Below are 19,767 nucleotides of genomic sequence, written 5' to 3'. Positions count from 1 at the left end.
CTGGCCTCAGTGCTCGTTACCGGCATACAGGTTCAGCAGCAAGCGCTCGGCCACCGCCAACAGTTTTTTCGTCGGCGCCCTTCGCCGCCACCAGTTGCAGGCCGACCGGCAAGCCGGCCTCGCTGCCCAGCGGGATGCTCAACGCCGGGTGCCCCGACAGGTTGAACGGCCGCACCAGCGAGGTCATGCCCAGCACCGCCCGGGTGTCGGCAGCATCCTCCAGGCGCAGCGGGAAGTCTGGCAGGGTCGGCAGGGCCAGGACGTCGAAGCTGGCCAGGGCCTGGTCGACTTCATCGGTAAACCTTCGACGCACCTCTTCAGCCTCGGCCAGCGCCGAGTCCGTGGTCTGCCCCGCTGCCGCCAGGCGCCCGGCAATATCGCTGCCGACCTTGCCGGTTTGCAGAAGGTGGCCACAGCCTTCGAATGTTTCGCGGTTGATCACCACCATGCCGGCGTCGTAGGCAGCGCCAAAATGCTTGAGCTCGACGTTGCCCAAAGGCAAGCCACTGGCCGTCAGCGCCCCGTGTACCACCTTGTGGATGGCAGCCTCGGCGGTCACCCGCAACACACCGATGCTCGCCTTGATCGGCACCTGGGCGGGGACGAAGGTGGGGTCGATCATGCTCATGGCACGCACCAGCATCGGCAGGCTCGCGGCGAACGGGCCAACGCAGTCGAGGCTAGTGCGCGCTGGCATCACGCCTTTGCGGCTTACCCGGCCGAACGTCGGCTTGAGGCCGAACACCCCACAGCAACAGGCCGGGACGCGCACCGAACCGCCGGTGTCGGTACCCAGGCTGAAGTCTGCCAGGCCCGCCGCCACCGCAGCGGCCGAACCGCTGGACGAGCCACCGGGAATGCGCCCTGGAAAACGCGGGTTGGCTGCCGTGCCGGTATAGCGGTTGATCCCGGTGGTGCCAAACGCCAGCTCGTGCAGGCTGACCTTGCCGGTCAGGCGGGCACCGGCGGCCAGCAACTGGCTGACCACCTCGGCATGGCGCTCGGCCAGCGGCGCGTCCTCTAACGCCTGGCTGCTGGCGCGGCTGGCGGTACCGGCGACATCGATGGTGTCCTTGACCACGACCCGGGGGCCGGTGCCGCCCAGATCAAGGGTTTCTACTATGATTGTCATTGTTGTGCAGCCCTCTTCAAGAATGGATGCCGGGCCTTGGCCCAGCCGCTAAAATGCGGGCCGATTACTTGAAATGTCAACTGAATATTCCAGTGATTCCCGACCGTTTCGCGGTAGCCAAATACGCGGAAACGGCTATGATGTCGCGACTATTTCCGCACAAGTAGTGAACCGATGAGCAACTCGAAAAACAAAGGCCACAGCCATCACGACCCGGCCAGCGATGAATTTCGCAAGGAGGATTTCCCCTTCTACTGGCTGGCCCGTGTGCATGGCCGTTACACCCAGAACATGGAGCGTCTGCTCAAGAAGATCGACCTCGACGTGCCGCGCTGGCGCGTGCTGTGGATCCTCAACGAGAACGGTGAATCGAGTATTTCCGAGATCTCTACCCATGCCATTGCCAAACTCTCGACCATCACCAAGATCGTCTACCGCATGAAAGACGACGGGCTGGTCGATACTGCGCCAAGCCCTGAGGATGGGCGCGTGACCCAGGTGCGCATCACCGAAGTCGGCCTGCAGAACATCGAGCGCATGCAGGACGTGACCCGGGAGCTGTTCCAGCGCAGCTTCAAGGGGCTGACCGAGGCGCAGGTGCAGCGGCTGAACCGGATGCTGGAAGTGGTGTTTCACAACCTCGAGACACCGTGAAAGCTGGGGCCGCGTGGCGGCCCCCAAATTCAGCAGGCTTTAGAGTCCTCGCACACCCGGTGATAGGCCCGGTTGAAATACACCAGCCCATCGTCCGCCCCGCCATGGCGGATATCCTGGATCTCGCAATAGAAAATGCTGTGCGACCCCACTTCATGCACCTGGGCAATACGGCAGTCGAAGTTCACCAACGCCTCCTGCATCACCGGCGCGCCGCTTTCCAGCACGGTCCAGTGGGTGGTCGCAAAGCGTTCTTCCGTGCTCAGGTTACGGTTGGCAAACGCCCCCGACAGTTCCTGATGGGTGCCGGCCAGCACGTTCACGCACAACGCGCCGTTGGCCTTGAATTGCTCGTTGGAGTAAGACGCGCGGTTCATGCACACCAGCAAGGTAGGCGGTGCGTCGGTCACGCTGCACACTGCCGATGCGGTGAAGCCGAAACGCCCTGCTGGGCCATCGGTTGTGATGACCGATACGGCGCCGCCGAGCAGCGCCATTGCATTGCGAAACTGGTTTACGTCTACCATGGTCATGCTCCTCAGATATCCAGCACCAGCTTGTTGGACTTGGCCCGCGAGCAGCACACCAGGATCTGGTCGTTCGCGGCTTTTTCGTCATCGGTCAGGTACACATCGCGGTGGTCCGGCTCGCCTTCGAGCACCTCGCACATGCACGTCCCGCAGACGCCCTGCTCGCAGGAAATATCAATCTTGATGCCGACCTGCGCCAACGCTTCGAGAATCGTCTGCCCCTCGGCGACCTGCACGGTCTTGTTGCTGCGCGCGGCCACCACTTCAAAGCCTTCGCCACTGGCATCGACCTCGACCTGGAAGTACTCCTTGTGGATATGGTCTTCGGTATAACCCTGCCGGCGAGCCCCTTCGATCACCCAGTCCATGAAGCCGGACGGGCCGCAGGTGTACAGGTGGGTACCTGGGTTGGCAGCGCCTAGCACCGCCACCAGGTCAAGGCGCTGTGCCGGGTCTTCGTCGTCGAAGTGGGTCACTACCCGTGCGGCAAACGGCGCCGCCGCCAGTGCCTCGAGAAACGCACTGCGGCTGCGCGAGCGCCCGCAATAATGCAGTTCGAAGTCCGCGCCCTGCTGGTGCAGGGCATGGGCCATGGCGATCATCGGCGTGATGCCGATACCGCCACCCAGCAGGATCGAGCGGCGCGCCTGCGCCGCCAGCGGGAACAGGTTGCGCGGCGCGCTGATCTGCAACGCGCGCCCTTCCAGCAAGGTCTCGTGCACCCCCACCGAGCCGCCGCGTGAAGCGGGGTCTTTGAGCACGCCCAGGCGATACACCGTGGCATCGGCCGGGTCGCTGCACAGCGAGTACTGGCGCACCAGGCCAGGCGCGACGTGGATATCGACATGCGCCCCCGCCTCGAAGGCCGGCAACGCCGTGCCATCGGCACGCCCCAGGTCGAGGACGACCACGTCGGCCCCTTGGATCTCGCGCTTGCGCACGACTACGTTCAACAATTGTTCATTCATGGCCGGTGTCCCGTGTAACGACAGGAGGCGCGCTGCGCCCCCGAAAATTTCAACGCATGAACAGGCCGCCGTTCACGTCCCAGGTTGCCCCGGTGGTGAAATAGGCCTCGGGCCGCGCCAGTTGCACGATCAGGTCGCCAAGGAAGCCGGCGTCACCCAGGCGCTGCACCGGGATGTTCGCCAGCAAGCCCGGCAGGCGCTCGGCTGGTACCGCGGCATGCACCGCCGGCGAATCGATCGGGCCGGGGGCAATGGCGTTGACCGTGACACCGCGGGCGGCGAATTCCTTGGCGAAGATCTTGGTCAGGGTGATGATCGCGCCCTTGCTCGCGGCGTAGTGGGCACCCGTGGCGGTGCCACCGTTCTGCCCGGCCAGCGAGGCCATGTTGATGATCCGCCCGTAACCGGCCTCGGCCAGGTGCGCGCCAAACACCTGGCAGCCGAGGAAGACGCTGCGCAGGTTGAGCCCGACCACTGCGTCGAGCTCCTCCGGGGTGATTTGCATCAGCGGCGTGGTCTTGGTCACGGCGGCGTTGTTGACCACCACGTGCAAGGCGCCAAAATGCGCCAGTACCTGGGCCAGGGCCTGCTCGAAATCGGCCTTGCTGGCGACGTCGAGCTTGACCGCCAGGGTGCGGCCGCCCTGCCCTTGCTGCGCTTGCTGCAGGTGTGCGGCGCTGGCCTGGGCCAGTGCCAGGTCGCGGTCCGAGACCACCACGTCAAAGCCCGCGGCAAGCAGTTGGGCGCAGAAGCGCTGGCCCAAGCCCTGGCCGGCGCCGGTTACCAATGCAACTTGGTTCATGGCCAGTTCCTCAAAGGATGTAGCCGATACCGGCAAGGGTATCGTCGCTGTTGATCAGGCTGATCACCTTGCGGTGGATCTTGAAACCGCCCGCCGCCCGCACCAGGGTGTAGGTCAGGTCGGCGCTGTAGTGCTTGAGGCTTTCCTTGCGGAACTCCCGCACGTTCTGCGCGCAGCGCACGGTGACGTTGACGCCGTCGTCGCCCAGCACCCGAAAGCGCGACAGCGTGCGCACGGTACGCGGTTGCGGGCTGGTGGATATCGACTCGCCGCCAATCAACCGCTGCACCCGCAGGCCACGCATGTGGTGGTCGTCGTAGGCGTAGTTGAGGGTGTTCTCGTAGTCGCTCTGCTTCGGATCGATGGGGATGATGTACGTGCCTTTTTCGGTCCATTGGCCGAGCCAGGCGTCGTACTCGCCGTGGTCGAGCATGTCGCCTTCCTGCCAGATGAAGGCGGTGACTTCTTGCAGCAATTGCAGGTCCATAGGGTTCTCCATGCTCACGCCGACATCATCTTTTTCCACTGCTGGTACGCCGCACGCATGCCGGTTTCGGCACTCACGTCGGACACTAGGCCGTCTGCGCTGGGCGTCTCGCCGGGCAGGCCGCGGTTGAGCATGATCCACAGGTCTTCACCGGCCCGGGCGCCTTTCTGCACCCGTTCCCACGCTTCGGAATCGTCCGGGGTGCCGAAGCCCATCGGGCCCTGGAAGTGCTCGTGCAGGCGCAGGCGGTAGCGGTTGGCTGCGGCCGGGCCGCCGTCCATGGTGATCACCGAGTGATGGATTTCGGTCTCGGTCACCGAGATCGGCTGCAGCACGCGGAAGAACGCCATCGAGCAGGCGACGTTGGGGAACAGGTTGAGGTTGAAGCCCGAACCGCCGACGGCGCGCACGATGCGGCGCACTTGTGGCTCGTCGATGCCCTCGTCGCGCAGCTCGGCGGCCAGGGCCTCGAAGCGCTCCGGGATCGGCTTGTCGAGGTCGGCTTCCAGGTCCACCAGCTCGGGGATCATCACCATCACGCTGTGGCCGTTGCCCAGGTCCTCGACGTAGCCGGGGCCTTTGACGAAGTCGAACAGCTCCAGGGTCTGCTCGTCGACCGAGGACAGGAAGCTCTTGTGCACCAGCGGGAAGTGGTAGGCGTCGGTGGTGTTTTCCAGTTGGATCTTCCAGTTGCCGGGGAAGCGGAAGCGGTGCTCGCCGGGGACCTTGATGCCGTAGCCGGCGCCTTGTTTCATGAACAGGTCCATCCACTTCCTGGCTGCGCCGAGGAAGTCTTCGAGCGGCTCGATGTCGTCCTTGAAGGTGGCGAAGACCATGCCGGCGTAGCTTTCGGTGCGCAGGCTGACCAGTGGCAGTTCGGCCTTGTCGATGCAATCGCCGTAGCTTTCCGGGTGGGGGATGCCGCGCAGCGAGCCGTCGAGGGCGTAGCCCCAGCCGTGGTAGGGGCAGACGAAGCTGTTGGTCTTGCCCTTCTTGTGCTCGCAGACCGTGGCGCCGCGGTGGCGGCAGCGGTTGAGCAGCACGTTGATGGCCTTTTTGCGGTCACGTACCACGATGACCGGCTGCTTGCCGATGAAGGTGGTCTTGTAGCTGCCCGCGTCCGGGACTTCACTCTCGTGAGCGACCCAGACCCAGGTGCTGTGGAAGATCTTCTGCAGCTCGGCTTCGAACAGGGCCGGGTCGGTGTAGAGGGAGGTGTGGACGCGGTCGTGCTGCACCAGCGCGGCCGGGTCGACCGTCAGGTTGACGGCGGGGATCAGATTGCTCACGGGGGCTTCCTCTACTCAGGCACGCTGGATGATCAGTTCGCGGCCGACACGGGCCTCGACCTTGGCATAGCGCCACAGCTTGTACGGCCCCTCGCCCACGGCCGTGGTGCGGAACAGGTTGCAGGCGGCGTGCACGGTCTCGATGTCCGGTACGTCAGCCAACAGGTAGGTGGTCCAGGGGAAGCCGTCGGACGGGCCGACCATGCCCTGGTCATCGTCCATGTTGCCCAGCACGTTCACGCCGGCCAGGTCGTGGATGCCATTCCACATCGCACTGAAGGCGGCCCACACCTGAAGCTGCTCCTCGCGAGGGGCATCGAAGAAGTTCTGGTTGATGCCCATGCAGAACAGCACGCGCAAGGTTTTCTTATCGCTCATGACAAATATCCCGAAAGTTACAGGTAGCCCGGAAGGGGCTGTTTACCGAAGAACATCGCCCCGGCGTTCTGGTAGGTGACGTCGCCCATGAAGGCGTGCTGGGTCACTACCTGCGCATCGTTGACGCAGCGGGCCAGCGGGCTTTCGTTGTAGATGCCGGTCATGCCCGAGAGCATCTGTACACTGCGCGCCACTTCGGCGGCCACGCGGGCGGCATGAGTGGAGGACAGGCGCAACAGGTTGGTGACCTCGACCGGTACCGGGTCGCCCGCCAGGACGTGCTCCCAGGCGCGTTCGATGGACTCGTAGAAGAACGCGCGAGCCGAGCGCAGCGCCGCCTCGGCCTTGGCCACATCGACCTGGGCCAGCGGCCGGTCAGCCAGTGCCGGGGCGCCGGTGACCGAAATGCGCCCACTGGCCATGCCCGACAGTTCGTCGAGCGCGGCGCGGGCGATGCCCAAGCCGACCACCGAGAGCACCTGGGTGGCGAACGACAGCGAGGGGTAACGGAAAAAACGGCTCGTCCAGGTTGGGCTTGCCACCGCGCACGAAGGTCCACTGCTCGCCGACCACCACGTCCTCGACCACCAGGTCGTGGCTGCCGGTGCCGAGCAGCCCGACGGTGTCCCAGGTCTGCTCGATGCGCGCTTGCTGGCGCGGCATCACTGCCAGGCGTGGCAGGTCGAGCTTGTCGCCGTTGCGCGGGGCGATACCGACACCGACGATGTCGGCGCCCATGGAGCCGCTGGAGTACTTCCAGCGGCCGTTGACCTTGAAGCCGCCAGGCACGATCTCGGCGGGTTGGGGCGGGAAGATGCCACCGGCGAACACCGTGTCGGGGCTGTTGCCGTAGATCTCGGCGATGGTTTCCAGCGGCAGCGCCGCCAGGTACACAGGGCTCATGCCGAAGCTGGCCACCCAGCCGGCGGAGCCGTCTGCATGGGCGATGCGTTCGACCATTTCACAGAAGGCACCCGGCGAGCATTCAAGCCCACCGAAGCGTTTGGGCACCAGGGCGCGGTACACGCCATGGGCCTTGAACGCGTCGATCACATCGCGGGATATGTGGCGCTGGCGGTCGAACTCACCGAGGCGAGCCCGATCACGAACACCGTCAAGCAAGGCCTCGAAGGCAGGGCCAGAAGCGAGCGCCGACACAGGCGCAGCACGCAGGCAAAGCGATTCCATGGACTTTCTCCGTCTCAGGCGCGGTTTTTGTACTGATGCTTGTGGGGGGTGTTGGCTGGGCTCGGTGAAGGCAAGCACTGGCCATGCAGAGGGGCGTAGGCAGGTTTGGGCGGCATGGTCTGTCTCTCTTGTTTTAGGTGCCGGTGACAAATATTTGCGGCGATTTACGTGAATTGTCAATTGAATTTTCACGCTAAAACCAACGAAAAATCTGCTAGCAGCACCCAGGAAGATCCAGAAAAAACCGCTTATCTATCTGATTTGAATGAATTTAAAGGCAGAGATAGGCTGACCTGAACAGCGCAAAAAAAACTAAAGACCAATGCTGATATCACGAAAAATTTTTAGTGCCTTTTTCACATGATTTCTGCCAGAAAAAAACGCGTGTAGGATGGCCTGGCATGGAGCGCGACAACGCCGGCCAACCCACGCCGAGCACACAAGAAAAACATCAAGCCAGCGCCCCACCAGGATCGATGGGGAAACGCCAATGCCTGCCGTGATTACCCCGAGGTCGAGGTCATGCCCACCCGCCATAACGATCTGCAGGACCATCGCCTGCGCTACCTGCACCTGAGCCATGACAAGGGCTCGATGCGCGCCGCTGCCGAAGTGCTCGGTGTCGCCACCTCATCGGTCAGCCGGCAGATCGCCCGGCTGGAAGAAGAACTGGGCATCGAACTGGTCCGCCCCGGCACCCATCGCATCAGCCTGACCGCCGCCGGCGAAGCGGCCGTGGACTACTACATCGAGCGCACCCGCCAGCACGCGCTGCTGGTCAACCGCCTGGACGAACTGCGCGCCCGCCAGCAGGCGTCGACGGTGATCGCCATTGGCGAAGGCCTGCTGGGCGCCCGGGCGATCAATTCGTTGCAGGGCTTCTTGCATGCGCACAATGCGCACAAGGCCGAGATCATCAGCGCCCCGTCCTTGGAGGTGCAGCGCATGGTGCTGGCCGACGAGGCGCATTTGGGCGTGGTGTTTGCGCCCAACCCTGCAGCCCGCTTGACGCGGCTGTTCAGCCTGGCGCAGCCACTGCGGATGATCGTGCACCGCGACAGCCGCATGGCCGAACGCTCCACGGTCAGCCTTGCCGAAGTGGCCCGGGAATCGCTGGTGCTGCCCGGTGCCAATTTCCGCGTGCGCGAGTTGGCGGATGCCGCGTGCAAGGACCAGCCGTTTGCCATTGTGCCGACCCTCACGTCCAACTCACTGGCGGTGATTCTGGATTTCGTGCGGTCGGGGCTGGGGGCCACGTTGCTGGCTGAGCTGCCGATCATCGACGAGCTCAAGAGCGGCACCTTCAAGGCCCTGGCCATTGATTGCGAGGCGATGAACGCGACCGATATCCAGATCGTCACGCGCCGGGGCCGTACCCTGGATGGCATGAGCCGGGAATTGGCGACCGAGATGGCCAAGGCGGTGCGTATGGCGTTGTGATGTGTGTAGATAGGGTTTGCCTCGGTGCTTGCCTTGGGTTATGCAGCGCCTATGAGATCGAGCGCCGCGCGGGCGGCGCTCGATCTCCGCCCCAACAAAAAAACAACGACGTACGCCCTGCCATCCCCCCCGTTGCACAAAACGCAACGACATTGATCGCCCCTGTCATTGAGCCCCCCCCCCCTGCCCTTTAGCGTTGCTCCCATAAGAAAACGCCCCATAGGTGACCCCGTGAGCAACCTGATCCCCGCCGTCAACCTGACGGTCGACCCGGCCGCGCTGGTGCAGCACGACCGCGTCCACACCTCCCTCTACACCGACCCGGCCCTGTTCGACGCCGAGCTGCAGAAGATCTTCCACAGCACCTGGGTCTGGGTCGCTCACGAGAGTGAAGTCCCGGACGCGGGCAGCTACAAGACCACCTTCATCGGCAAGCAGCCGGTCATCGTGGTACGTGACCGCAAAAAGGCCATCAACGTGCTGCTCAACCGCTGCCGCCACCGCGGCGCCACGGTCTGCGAGCACAAGAAGGGCAAGACCAACAGCTTCGTCTGCCCCTACCACGGCTGGGGCTACGCCCTCGACGGCTCGCTGCGCGGCATCCCCCACCCGGAAAGCTACGGCGATTGCATCGACAAGGCCGAACTGCCACTGGTCAGCCTGCGCACCGAAAGCTACGCCGGCATGGTCTTCGCCACCTTCAAGGACGACATCGAGCCGCTCGAAGACTTCCTCGGCGCAGCCAGGAAGTGGATGGACCTGTTCATGAAACAAGGCGCCGGCTACGGCATCAAGGTCCCCGGTGAGCACCGCTTCCGCTTCCCCGGCAACTGGAAGATCCAACTGGAAAACACCACCGACGCCTACCACTTCCCGCTGGTGCACAAGAGCTTCCTGTCCTCGGTCGACGAGCAGACCCTGGAGCTGTTCGACTTCGTCAAAGGCCCCGGCTACGTCGAGGACCTGGGCAACGGCCACAGCGTGATGGTGATGATCCCCGAGCTGGTGGACCTGGAAGCCGACCTCGACAAGCCGATCCCGGAGCGCTTCGAGGCCCTGGCCGCCGAGCTGCGCGACGAGGGCATCGACGAGCCACAAGTGCGCCGCATCGTGCGCGCCGTCGGCGGTTCGGGCTTCAACCTCAACCTGTTCCCCAACGTCGCCTGCTCGATGGCGTTCTTCCGCGTGCTGCAGCCGATCTCGGTGACCGAGACCGAAATCCATCACTCGGTGATCACCATGGACGGCGGCCCGGCCGCAGCCAACCGCTACCGCCTGCGCCTGCACGAGCACTTCCAAGGCCCGATGGGCTTCGGCACCCCGGACGATTCCGAAGCGTGGGAACGGGTGCAGAAAGGCGCCCGGGCCGGTGAAGACCTGTGGATCATGCTCAACCGCGGCCTGCCCGGCGAGACGCCCAGCGCAGACGGCCTGGTGTCCGACGTGAGTGCCGAAACCGGCATGCGTGCGGCGTACCAGCAGTGGAAAAAGATGATGTCGGCGTGAGCATGGAGAACCCTATGAACCTGCAATTGCTGCAAGAAGTCACCGCCTTCATCTGGCAGGAAGGCGACATGCTCGACCACGGCGAGTACGACGCCTGGCTCGGCCAATGGACCGAAAAAGGCACGTACATCATCCCCATCGACCCGAAGCAGAGCGACTACGAGAACACCCTCAACTACGCCTACGACGACCACCACATGCGTGGCCTGCGGGTACAGCGGTTGATTGGCGGCGAGTCGATATCCACCAGCCCGCAACCGCGTACCGTGCGCACGCTGTCGCGCTTTCGGGTGCTGGGCGACGACGGCGTCAACGTCACCGTGCGCTGCGCGCAGAACGTGCGGGAGTTCCGCAAGGAAAGCCTCAAGCACTACAGCGCCGACCTGACCTACACCCTGGTGCGGGCGGCGGGCGGTTTCAAGATCCACCGCAAGGTCATCAGCCTGATCAACAGCGACGATACCCTTGCCGGTATCGGCTACATCCTCTAGGGCCACCGGCATGATCGACCCACTGCTCGAAGTGATCGTGCAAGCCCGCGAGGTGCAAGGCGGCGACGTGCTGGTGCTGGAGCTGGCCGCAGTCGACGGCCAGACCTTGCCGCGTTTTGCGGCGGGCGCCCACGTCGACCTGCACCTGGCACCCGGCCTGGTCAGGCAGTACTCGCTGTGCGGCGACCCCGCGCACACCAATGTCTACCGCATTGGCGTGCTCAAGGACAGCCAGTCCCGCGGCGGCTCGGTGGCGGCGCACGAGCACCTGCTGCCCGGCACGCCGATGCGCATCAGTGCGCCGCGCAACCTGTTCCCGCTGGCCGGCGACGCCACGCGCTCGCTGTTGCTGGGCGGCGGCATCGGTATCACCCCGATGATCGCCATGGCGCATGCCCTGCATGCCCAAGGGCAGCCGTTCGAACTGCACTACCGCGGCAGCTCGCGCAGCCGCTGCGCGTTCGTCGACGAACTGCTCGCCGCACCGTTTGCCGCCAGCGTGTTCACCCACTTCAGCGACGAAGGCCCTGAGCAGCAACTGGACCTGGCCCAGGTACTCGGCCCGGCTACGCCAGGTGTGCACCTCTATACCTGTGGCCCGGCAAGCTTCATGGACTGGGTGATCGAGGGCGCACGCCAGCAAGGCTACGACGACGCGCATATCCACCACGAGTACTTCCAGGCCGAGGTCGACACCTCGGGCGGCAGCTTCGAGGTGGTGGCCGCGCGCAGCGGCAAGACCGTGCAGGTGCAACAGGGCCAGACCCTGACCGCAGCGCTGCGCAGCGTCGGCATCAAGGTCGAGGTGTCGTGCGAGCAAGGCGTGTGTGGCACCTGCCTGTGCGACGTGCTCGAAGGCCAACCCGACCACCGTGACCACTACCTGACCGACGAGGAGAAACACGCCAACGAACAGATCGTGTTGTGTTGTTCCCGGGCGCGCGGCAAGCGCCTGGTGCTGGATATCTAGAAAAACAAAAACAAATACGTGACAGACAAGCGGGCGCAAGACCTGCAGCCCCTTCTGCCCAGTTGAACAACTGCCCAGGACTTGTACTGATCACACTTCCAGGATTACCCCATGGAACTCAAATGGCCGTTGCGTGCGAAACCGTTTTGCCTGTGTGTGGGCGCTGTATTACCCCTGACCTGCTTGGCCGACGTGGTGGATGACAGCCACCTTTCGCTCAATTTCAGAAACCTCTACCTGAACCGTAACTTCACCAACCCCAGTGCACCGGTGTCCAAGGTCGGCAACTGGTCGCAGGGCTTCGACCTGCAGTTCGAATCTGGCTACACCGATACCCCATTGGCAGTCGGCCTCGACCTCAATGGCCAGTACGCCTTGCGCCTGGACGCCACCGGCAATGATGGCTCGCTACCCTACAGCCGCCATCGCCAGCAAGCCGCCGACGACTACAGCCGCGGCGGTGCGACGCTGAAGCTCAAGTACGCCAAGACCAAGGTGCTGATCGGTGACCAGAAACCCTTCTACCCAGTCGCCTCCAACGACCCCAGCCGCCAGCTCGACACCCTTTACCAGGGCGCGGTAATCGAATCACGCGACATCGACAACCTGACCCTGGTCGGCGGGCGCTTCTGGTCGATCGTCACCCGCGAGTCGTCCAACCACGAGCGCCTGTACCGCTACGGCACCCGCGACGACCAGGACAGTGATGGCCTGGACTTCGCCGGCGCCACCTATGCGCTGACCCCGGACCTGCAAGCCAGCTACTTCCATGGCGTGCTCAACGACATCTACAAGCAGGACTACGGTGGCATCAAGCACGCCCTGAAGTTTGCCGATGGTTACCAGTTGAAAACCGACGTCGGCTATTTCAACAACCGCGAAGACGGCGCCGCGCGCAGCGGCGCCGTGGATAACCGCGCCTACTTCGGCCTGGTCACCCTGGAAAAAAGCGGGCACATGCTGGGTCTCAGCTACCAGCGCATGACCGGCGACACCGTGTTCCCGACGCTCAACGGCTACGTGCCGCAGCTGTGGTTGCCGAACTGGGCAGGCCTGCCGTTCATTCGCCCGGACGAACGCAGCTGGTCGGTGCGCTACGGCTACAACTTCGCCGCCATCGGCCTGCCCGGGCTGAAGCTGTTCACCCGCTACATCAAAGGCACCGACATCGACCGCGGCCCGGGCCTTGCACGGGACCAGGAAAGCGAGCGCGACATCATGCTCAGTTATGTGGTCCAGAGCGGCCCGCTCAAGGACCTGGCCTTCGACCTCAAGAACATGCGTACCCAGCAACAGTACGGCAACGACTACAACGAGTATCGCCTGATCACTTCCTACACCTGGAAGTTCTGGTGACCGGCCCGCATGGAGATGGCTCATGAGTAACCTGAACACCAACATCACCCGTGATACCGACCCGCGCACCATGCGCCGCATCGTCATTGCCTCGGTCCTGGGCAACGCCCTGGAATGGTATGACTTCTTCCTCTATGGCACGGCGGCGGCGCTGATTTTCGCCCCGCTGTTCTTCCCCGCCGGCACCGACCCGGTGCTCGGCACCATGGCCTCGTTCGCGGGCTTCGCCGTGGGCTTTCTGGCACGCCCGCTGGGTGGCCTGATCTTCGGCCACATCGGTGACAAGGCCGGGCGCAAGAAGGCCCTGGTGATGACCCTGGCGATCATGGGTGCGGCAACCTTTGCCATGGGGTTGCTGCCCACCTTCGAGCAGGCCGGCTACCTGGCCCCCGCCTGCCTGGTCATCCTGCGCGTGCTGCAAGGCGTCGCCTCGGGCGGCGAATGGGGCGGCGGCGTGCTGCTGCTGAGCGAGAATGCACCCAAGGACCGGGTCGGGTTCTATGCGGCCTGGAGCCAGTTGGGTGTTTCCGGCGGGTTCGTGATGTCTGCCGCAGCGTTCTACCTGGTGCAGATGCTGCCGGTCGACGACATGATGAGCTGGGGCTGGCGGGTGCCCTTCTTGGCCAGCATCCTGATCTTTGGCGTGGGCGTGTACATCCGCCGCAGCCTGCCAGAGAGCAAGGCCTTCGTCGAAGAGCAGGCCCAGCAGGACAAACCCGAGCACATGCCGGCCATGGAAGTGCTGCGCAAGCACCCCAAGGCGGTGCTGCAGGCCATGGGTATCCGCATCGCAGAGAACGGCAGTGCCTACCTGTTCCTGGCCTTCACCATCGCCTATGCCAAGTTCACCGGGCTGGATACCCAGCTGGTGCTGGCCAGCGTGATGGTGGCGATGATCGTCGAGGCCGGCACCATCGTGTTCTGGGGCTGGCTGTCGGACATCATTGGCCGGCGGGTGGTGTATGCCATCGGCTCGGTCGGCTTGATGGTGCTGGCGTTCCCGTTCTTCTGGATGCTCGATACCCACTCACCCGTGTGGGTGTACCTGGCGGCGTTGCTGGGCATGGCCTTCTGTCACGGCGCCATGATCGGCACCCAGCCCGCGCTGATGGGTGAGCTGTTCCCGGCCAAGGTGCGTTATTCGGGGCTGGCCATGGGGCACGAGATTGCCTCGATCTTCTCGGGTGGCCTGGCGCCACTGGCAGCGACCGCACTGTTCAGTGTGTACAAGGACGCCTGGCCGGTGTCGGTGATGCTCATGGTGATGGGCGCGATTACCACCCTGGCGGTGATTTCCATCAAGCCACAGACCGCTGCAGAAAATAACTGACGGTAGCCCCCTTGGCAGGAGCAGCCTGCTCCTGCGATGAGGCCATCAGGCTTTCCACATCAGGGCTGTCCAAATCAGGAGCTCGCGTGCATGAACACCCTCACCCAAGCGCAACACCTCAAGCCAAGCAAAAAACGCTACGTCTACGAATGGTATGTGGTCCTGCTGTGCATGGTGGCCTACATCTTCTCATTCGTTGACCGGCAGATCCTGGCCTTGATGATCGAACCGATCAAGGCCGACCTGCAATTGAGCGATACCCAGTTCAGCCTGCTGCACGGCCTGGCGTTCTCGCTGTTCTACGCCTTCATGGGCATGCCCATCGCCTACTTGGCCGACCGCTTCTCGCGGCCACGCATCATCGCGGTCGGGGTGATTTTCTGGAGCTTCGCCACGGCCGCCTGCGGCCTGAGCAAGAACTTCACGCAGATGTTCCTCGCTCGTATCGGCGTGGGGGTCGGCGAAGCGGCGCTGTCGCCTTCGGCCTATTCGATGTTCAGCGACCTGTTCCCCAAGGAGAAGCTCGGCCGCGCAGTGGGCATCTACTCCATCGGCTCGTTCGTCGGTGGTGGCATTGCCTTTCTGGTTGGCGGCTACGTGATTACCTTGCTCAAGGACGCACAAACCATCGAGGTGGCGTTCCTGGGCGCCATGAAGGCCTGGCAACTGGCGTTTTTCATTGTCGGCTTGCCCGGTGTGATCGTTGGCCTGTTGATCTGGCTGACGGTGCGCAACCCGGAGCGCAAGGGCGCGCAGCTGGATGCAGACGGTAACGTACGCAAAGTGAAACTCACCGATGGCCTGCGCTTCATCGGCCGTCACCGGGCGACCTTCAGCTGCCACTACCTGGGCTTCTCGTTCTACGCCATGGCACTGTTCTGCATGATGAGCTGGACACCCGCGCTGTACATCCGCAAGTTCGGCATGAGCCCTGAGCAGGCCGGTTTCATGCTCGGCACCATCTTGCTGGTGGCCAACACCACGGGGGTGGTATTCGGCGGTTGGCTGACCGACCACCTGGCCAAGCGTGGGCGCAGCGATGCGGCCATGCGCACCGGAGTGATTGGCGCGTTGGGCATGATCGTACCGGCCGTGCTGTATTCGCAGGTGGACCAGCTGTGGCTGTCGGTGACCTTGCTGGTGCCGGCCATGTTCTTCGCTTCGTTCCCTATGCCGGCGTCCACTGCAGCCATGCAGATCCTCTCGCCGAACCAGGTACGTGCGCAGGTATCGGCGGTGTTCCTGTTGATCAGCAACCTGCTGGGCCTGGGGTTGGGGACCACGTTGGTGGCGCTGATCACCGACCGCTACTTCGGAGTGCCGGCAGCCGTCGGTTCGTCGATGTCGATCGTCAGCTTCGCCGCGTCGTTGCTGGCCATCGTGCTGCTGGCCAAAGGCTGCAAGTGCTTCCGGCACAGCATGCAACGCGAGCATCCGGTCGGGAGCTGAGGGGTTGGGGGCACCGGGTGCCTGGCTTGGCATTTTCAGCGCCTATCAGATCGAGCGCCGCCCGCGCGGCGCTTCGCGGGGCAAGTCGGATCGCCGCACCGCCGCTCCCACATTTGTTTCAGGCCAGTGAGGCCTGTGGCATTTGCGCGCCACCGCCGTGTACCCACAAAAAAGCCCGGACCCTCCCCGCACGGAAAGGCCCAGGCACAAACGATAAATCCTGTAGAAACGCGCTTGCGGTCATCTCACAAGCGCACGCAACCCCTGATCTCAGCCGTCTTGCAAGGCACGCGGCCGATGGCTGCGGATTTCCGCCTCAGGCGCCTTGGCAGGCTGCAACTGGAAGTCGAACGCCAGCTCGGCAAAGCGGTCCCCTTGCACGCCTCGGTCACGCGCCGTCGCTGCATCCTCGACAAAGCGCAGGTCACCGATCAGCCCGTCGCGGGTGGCATAGGCAAAGTCATCCCACAGGTACTGATCACCCGCAAAGTTGATCTGCGTGGTCAGGTGGCGATGCCCCGGTGCCGAGATGAAGAAATGCACGTGCGCCGGGCGCTGGCCATGGCGGCCGAGCAGGTTCAGGCATTCCTGGGTCGGCCCTTGTGGGTCGCAGCCATAGCCGGACGGCACGATCGAGCGAGCGCGGTAGCGGCCTTCAGCATCGGTGATGATGCGCCGGCGCAGGTTGTACTCGGACTGGCTCGAATCGAAGTACGAGTAGGTGCCCTGGGTATTGGCGTGCCACAGGTCGACGGTAGCGCCCGCCAACGGCTTGCCCTCGGTGTCGAATACCTGGCCCTGCAGGAACATCACCACGCCCGGGTCGGTGCCGTCGTCCATCCGCGCTTCGCCTTGGCTGACAGGCGCACCGGCAACATACAGCGGGCCTTCGATGGTACGCGGGGTGCCGCCGGTGAGGCCGGCTTCGGCATCCTTGGCATCCTGCAGCAGGTCGATGAAGTGCTCGATACCCAGGCCCGCCGCCAACAGCCCTGCCTCATTGCGACCGCCCAGGCGGTTGAGGTAGTCCACGGCATGCCAGAACTCATCCTCGCTCACTTCCAGGTCTTCGATCAGGCGGGCAGTGTCCTGCAGCACGCGCAGGATGATCTGCTTGAAGCGCGGGTTACCCTCGGCGTGCCCAAGGCCTGCGGCCCTCTCGAGGAACGACTGGATCTCGGCAGTGTGGGAAATCTTCACGGTCATTTTGCTTACCTCGTATTGTTCTTGTCAGGTAGTCAGGGACGACTCAACGGTCGTCGCTGTGGATCGACGAAGGGTGCCGGCACAGGCCGTCCACTTCAATCTCCATGTAGGGGAACAGCGGCAGTTGCATCAGGGTATCGTGCAGGGCCTCGACGCTGGGGACGTCGAACACGCTGTAGTTGGCGTAGTGCCCGGCGATGCGCCACAGGTGGCGCCAGGTGCCATCGCGTTGCAGGCGCTGGGCCAGTTCCTTTTCGTCGGCCTTGAGCTGGGCGGCCTTGGCCGGGTCCATGTCGACCGGCAGTTTCACGGTCATCTTCACGTGGAACAGCATGCGGGTTCTCCTTAGGCGTTCAGTTTCAAGATCAGCGGCGGGCGAAGCGCGCCAGGCGCTGCTCGTCCAGGGTCAGGCCAAGGCCCGGTGTGTGTGGAATGTGCAGCTGGAAGTCGTGGTAGTGCGGTGGCTCGTTGACGATTTCTTCGGTCAGCAGCAGCGGCCCGAACAGCTCGGTGCCCCAGGTCAATTGGCGCAAGGTGAGGAACGCGTGGGCCGAAGCCAGGGTGCCGATCGAGCCTTCGAGCATGGTCCCGCCGTACAGGGCGATACCGGCTGCTTCGGCGATCTGCGCAGTGCGCAGCACCGCACGGGGGCCGCCGTTCTTGGCAATTTTCAGGGCGAAGATGCTGGCCGCGCCGTCGGCGGCCAGGCTGAAGGCGTCCTCGACGCTTTCGATCGATTCGTCAGCCATGATTGGCGCCGGGCTGCGCTGATTCAGGCGCACCTGGCCGCCACGGTTGATCCGCGAGATCGGCTGTTCGATCAGGTCGATGCCGTTGTCGCCCAGCACCTGGCAGGCGCGCAGGGCCTGGGACTCGTCCCAGTACTGATTGACATCGACCCGCACGCTGGCGCTGTCGCCCAGCTCGCGCTTGATCGCCACCACGTGCTTGAGGTCCTGGTCCACCGGGTTGGCGCCGATCTTCAGCTTGAACACGCGGTGGCGGCGGATTTCCAGCATGTGCTGGGCTTCGGCGATATCGCGGGCGGTGTCGCCACTGGCCAAGGTCCAGGCCACTTCCAGGCTGTCACGCACGCGGCCGCCCAGCAGTTCGCTGACCGGCAGGCCCAGGCGCTTGCCCTGGGCATCGAGCAAGGCACTTTCGATACCCGACTTGGCAAAGGTGTTGCCCTTGGCCAGCTTGTCCAGCTTGAGCATGGCGGCATTGATGTTGTCTGCCGGCAGGCCGATCAGGGCCGGCGCCAGGTGCGCGTCGATGTTGGCCTTGATACCCTCGGGGCTCTCGTAGCCATAGGCCAGGCCACCGATGGTGGTGGCCTCGCCGATACCTTCGACGCCGTCGCTGCAGCGCAGGCGCAAGACCACCAGGGTCTGCTGCTGCATGGTGTGCATTGCCAGCTTGTGTGGGCGGATGGTCGGCAGGTCGACGATAATGGCGTCTACACGTTCGATCAGGGCGTTGGTCATGGTCGGCAGGTCCCGTCTGGTCGGGCCGCACACTGCGGGCCCGACACTGCATTTACTTGATTAATCAAGCATTGCGCGACAACCTGCCGGCCGTCCAATATCAAATGAATCTCCCACCATACCCTGGAGGTCTGATGGAGCTGCGCCACCTTCGCTATTTCAAGGTGCTGGCCGAAACACTGAACTTCACCCGCGCCGCCGAGCTGCTGCATATCGCCCAGCCGCCGCTGAGCCGACAGATCAGCCAGCTCGAAGACCAGCTCGGCACGTTGCTGGTGGTGCGTGAGCGCCCGCTGCGCCTGACCGAGGCTGGGCGGTTTTTCTACGAGCAGACCTGCACCGTGCTGCAGCAGTTGGAGAACATCAGCGACAACACCCGCCGCATCGGCCAGGGGCAACGCCAGTGGCTGGGCATCGGCTTTGCCCCCTCGACCTTGTACACCGTGCTGCCAGAGCTGATCCGCGAGTTGCGCCAGGACAGCGAGCTGGAGCTGGGCTTGAGCGAGATGACCACGCTGCAGCAGGTCGAGGCGCTCAAGAGTGGCCGCATCGATATCGGCTTCGGCCGTATTCGTATCGATGACCCGGCCATCCTCCAGCAGGTGCTGTGCGAAGACCCACTGGTCGCGGTGTTGCCCAAGGGTCACCCGCTGACGGGCAACCCACTGACCCTCGCCCAACTGGCCAAGGAGCCCTTCATCCTCTACCCGGCCAACCCCCGGCCCAGCTACGCCGACCATGTGCTGGCACTGTTCGCCCATCACGGCATGACCCTGAAGATCAGCCAATGGGCCAACGAACTGCAGACCGCCATCGGCCTGGTCGCGGTCGGGCTCGGCGTTACCCTGGTGCCGGCTTCTGTGCAACAGCAGCACCGCACCGACATCGCGTATGTCGGCTTGCTCGACAGCAGTGCCGTCAGCCCGATCATTCTCAGCCGTCGCAAGGGCGATGTGAGCCCGATCGTGCAGCGCTGCCTGGCGTTGATTGCCCAACAGACCCCCTGACCTGCCCCGTATACCCTTCGGTATATGGATGTTCCCGTTGAAGTGTTTCATGCTCCGACACGCGATCGCACAGTGCCGAGGCATCACAAACACTCAA

General features: G+C 63.9%; 18 protein-coding genes and 2 pseudogenes. 9 read left to right on the top strand and 11 right to left on the bottom strand.

Annotated elements, in window-relative coordinates:
• Positions 1–6 precede the first annotated feature (6 nt).
• A pseudogene (locus LOY26_RS10115) lies at positions 7–1,132 on the bottom strand (amidase).
• Positions 1,133–1,306: 174 nt separating this feature from the next.
• On the opposite strand from LOY26_RS10115, the gene LOY26_RS10110 reads away from it, so the two are divergent.
• On the top strand, positions 1,307–1,786 hold the full coding sequence (locus LOY26_RS10110) for a MarR family winged helix-turn-helix transcriptional regulator (protein ID WP_033698723.1): 480 nt from the start codon (positions 1,307–1,309) through the stop codon (positions 1,784–1,786).
• Positions 1,787–1,815: 29 nt separating this feature from the next.
• Here LOY26_RS10110 and LOY26_RS10105 read toward each other — a convergent pair whose 3' ends face one another.
• The 7 genes and pseudogenes from LOY26_RS10105 to iacA form a co-directional block, all read right to left on the bottom strand.
• Positions 1,816–2,313 (bottom strand): flavin reductase, encoded by a 498-nt coding sequence (locus LOY26_RS10105; protein WP_033698724.1) that lies wholly within the window; start codon positions 2,311–2,313, stop codon positions 1,816–1,818.
• 11 nt (positions 2,314–2,324) lie between these two features.
• A complete protein-coding gene (locus LOY26_RS10100) occupies positions 2,325–3,284 on the bottom strand; it encodes a PDR/VanB family oxidoreductase (RefSeq protein WP_258714670.1) in 960 nt (319 codons plus the stop codon).
• Positions 3,285–3,333: 49 nt separating this feature from the next.
• A complete protein-coding gene (locus LOY26_RS10095; protein WP_033698728.1) occupies positions 3,334–4,086 on the bottom strand; it encodes an SDR family NAD(P)-dependent oxidoreductase in 753 nt (250 codons plus the stop codon).
• Positions 4,087–4,096: 10 nt separating this feature from the next.
• A complete protein-coding gene (locus LOY26_RS10090) occupies positions 4,097–4,573 on the bottom strand; it encodes an aromatic-ring-hydroxylating dioxygenase subunit beta (protein ID WP_258714669.1) in 477 nt (158 codons plus the stop codon).
• 14 nt (positions 4,574–4,587) lie between these two features.
• On the bottom strand, positions 4,588–5,862 hold the full coding sequence (locus tag LOY26_RS10085) for an aromatic ring-hydroxylating dioxygenase subunit alpha (protein ID WP_258714668.1): 1,275 nt from the start codon (positions 5,860–5,862) through the stop codon (positions 4,588–4,590).
• A 15-nt stretch (positions 5,863–5,877) separates the two neighbouring features.
• On the bottom strand, positions 5,878–6,240 hold the full coding sequence (locus LOY26_RS10080; protein WP_033698732.1) for a hypothetical protein: 363 nt from the start codon (positions 6,238–6,240) through the stop codon (positions 5,878–5,880).
• Between the two features lie 17 nt (positions 6,241–6,257).
• Positions 6,258–7,428 (bottom strand): annotated as a pseudogene (iacA, locus tag LOY26_RS10075) (indole-3-acetate monooxygenase).
• A 522-nt stretch (positions 7,429–7,950) separates the two neighbouring features.
• Between iacA and LOY26_RS10070 the strand changes: the two are divergent.
• From LOY26_RS10070 to LOY26_RS10040, 7 genes are all read left to right on the top strand, one after another.
• Entirely contained in the window at positions 7,951–8,868 is a 918-nt protein-coding gene (locus tag LOY26_RS10070; protein ID WP_258714667.1) for a LysR family transcriptional regulator, read from the top strand.
• A 231-nt stretch (positions 8,869–9,099) separates the two neighbouring features.
• A complete protein-coding gene (locus LOY26_RS10065) occupies positions 9,100–10,374 on the top strand; it encodes a Rieske 2Fe-2S domain-containing protein (RefSeq protein WP_033698731.1) in 1,275 nt (424 codons plus the stop codon).
• A gap of 14 nt (positions 10,375–10,388) precedes the next feature.
• Positions 10,389–10,865, top strand: coding sequence for an aromatic-ring-hydroxylating dioxygenase subunit beta (locus LOY26_RS10060; RefSeq protein WP_258714666.1), 477 nt, complete (start codon positions 10,389–10,391; stop codon positions 10,863–10,865).
• Between the two features lie 10 nt (positions 10,866–10,875).
• Entirely contained in the window at positions 10,876–11,835 is a 960-nt protein-coding gene (locus tag LOY26_RS10055) for a PDR/VanB family oxidoreductase (protein ID WP_186666211.1), read from the top strand.
• 111 nt (positions 11,836–11,946) lie between these two features.
• Positions 11,947–13,191, top strand: coding sequence for an OprD family outer membrane porin (locus LOY26_RS10050; protein ID WP_033698740.1), 1,245 nt, complete (start codon positions 11,947–11,949; stop codon positions 13,189–13,191).
• Between the two features lie 22 nt (positions 13,192–13,213).
• Positions 13,214–14,521, top strand: coding sequence for an MFS transporter (locus tag LOY26_RS10045; RefSeq protein ID WP_238347559.1), 1,308 nt, complete (start codon positions 13,214–13,216; stop codon positions 14,519–14,521).
• Positions 14,522–14,611: 90 nt separating this feature from the next.
• Complete coding sequence (locus LOY26_RS10040) at positions 14,612–15,970, top strand: MFS transporter (RefSeq protein WP_258714665.1); 1,359 nt, start codon at positions 14,612–14,614, stop codon at positions 15,968–15,970.
• 270 nt (positions 15,971–16,240) lie between these two features.
• Here the strand turns inward: LOY26_RS10040 and catA are convergent, their stop codons facing one another.
• The 3 genes from catA to LOY26_RS10025 are packed head-to-tail and all read right to left on the bottom strand — an operon-like array spanning position 16,241 to position 18,663.
• Positions 16,241–17,176, bottom strand: a complete 936-nt coding sequence (catA, locus tag LOY26_RS10035; protein WP_258714664.1) for a catechol 1,2-dioxygenase — start codon at positions 17,174–17,176, stop codon at positions 16,241–16,243.
• A gap of 43 nt (positions 17,177–17,219) precedes the next feature.
• Positions 17,220–17,510, bottom strand: a complete 291-nt coding sequence (catC, locus tag LOY26_RS10030) for a muconolactone Delta-isomerase (RefSeq protein ID WP_033698745.1) — start codon at positions 17,508–17,510, stop codon at positions 17,220–17,222.
• Positions 17,511–17,541: 31 nt separating this feature from the next.
• On the bottom strand, positions 17,542–18,663 hold the full coding sequence (locus LOY26_RS10025; RefSeq protein WP_186659952.1) for a muconate cycloisomerase family protein: 1,122 nt from the start codon (positions 18,661–18,663) through the stop codon (positions 17,542–17,544).
• A 134-nt stretch (positions 18,664–18,797) separates the two neighbouring features.
• Here LOY26_RS10025 and LOY26_RS10020 point away from each other — a divergent pair, with 134 nt between their 5' ends.
• The gene (locus LOY26_RS10020; RefSeq protein WP_186659950.1) at positions 18,798–19,670 is read left to right on the top strand and encodes a LysR family transcriptional regulator; all 873 of its coding nucleotides are present in this window, start codon (positions 18,798–18,800) and stop codon (positions 19,668–19,670) included.
• The last annotated feature ends 97 nt before the right edge of the window (positions 19,671–19,767 follow it).

The organism is Pseudomonas sp. B21-047 (genome assembly GCF_024748775.1).
Taxonomy (GTDB): Bacteria; Pseudomonadota; Gammaproteobacteria; order Pseudomonadales; family Pseudomonadaceae; genus Aquipseudomonas; species Aquipseudomonas capeferrum.
This window is presented reverse-complemented; position numbering and strand designations above follow the sequence as displayed.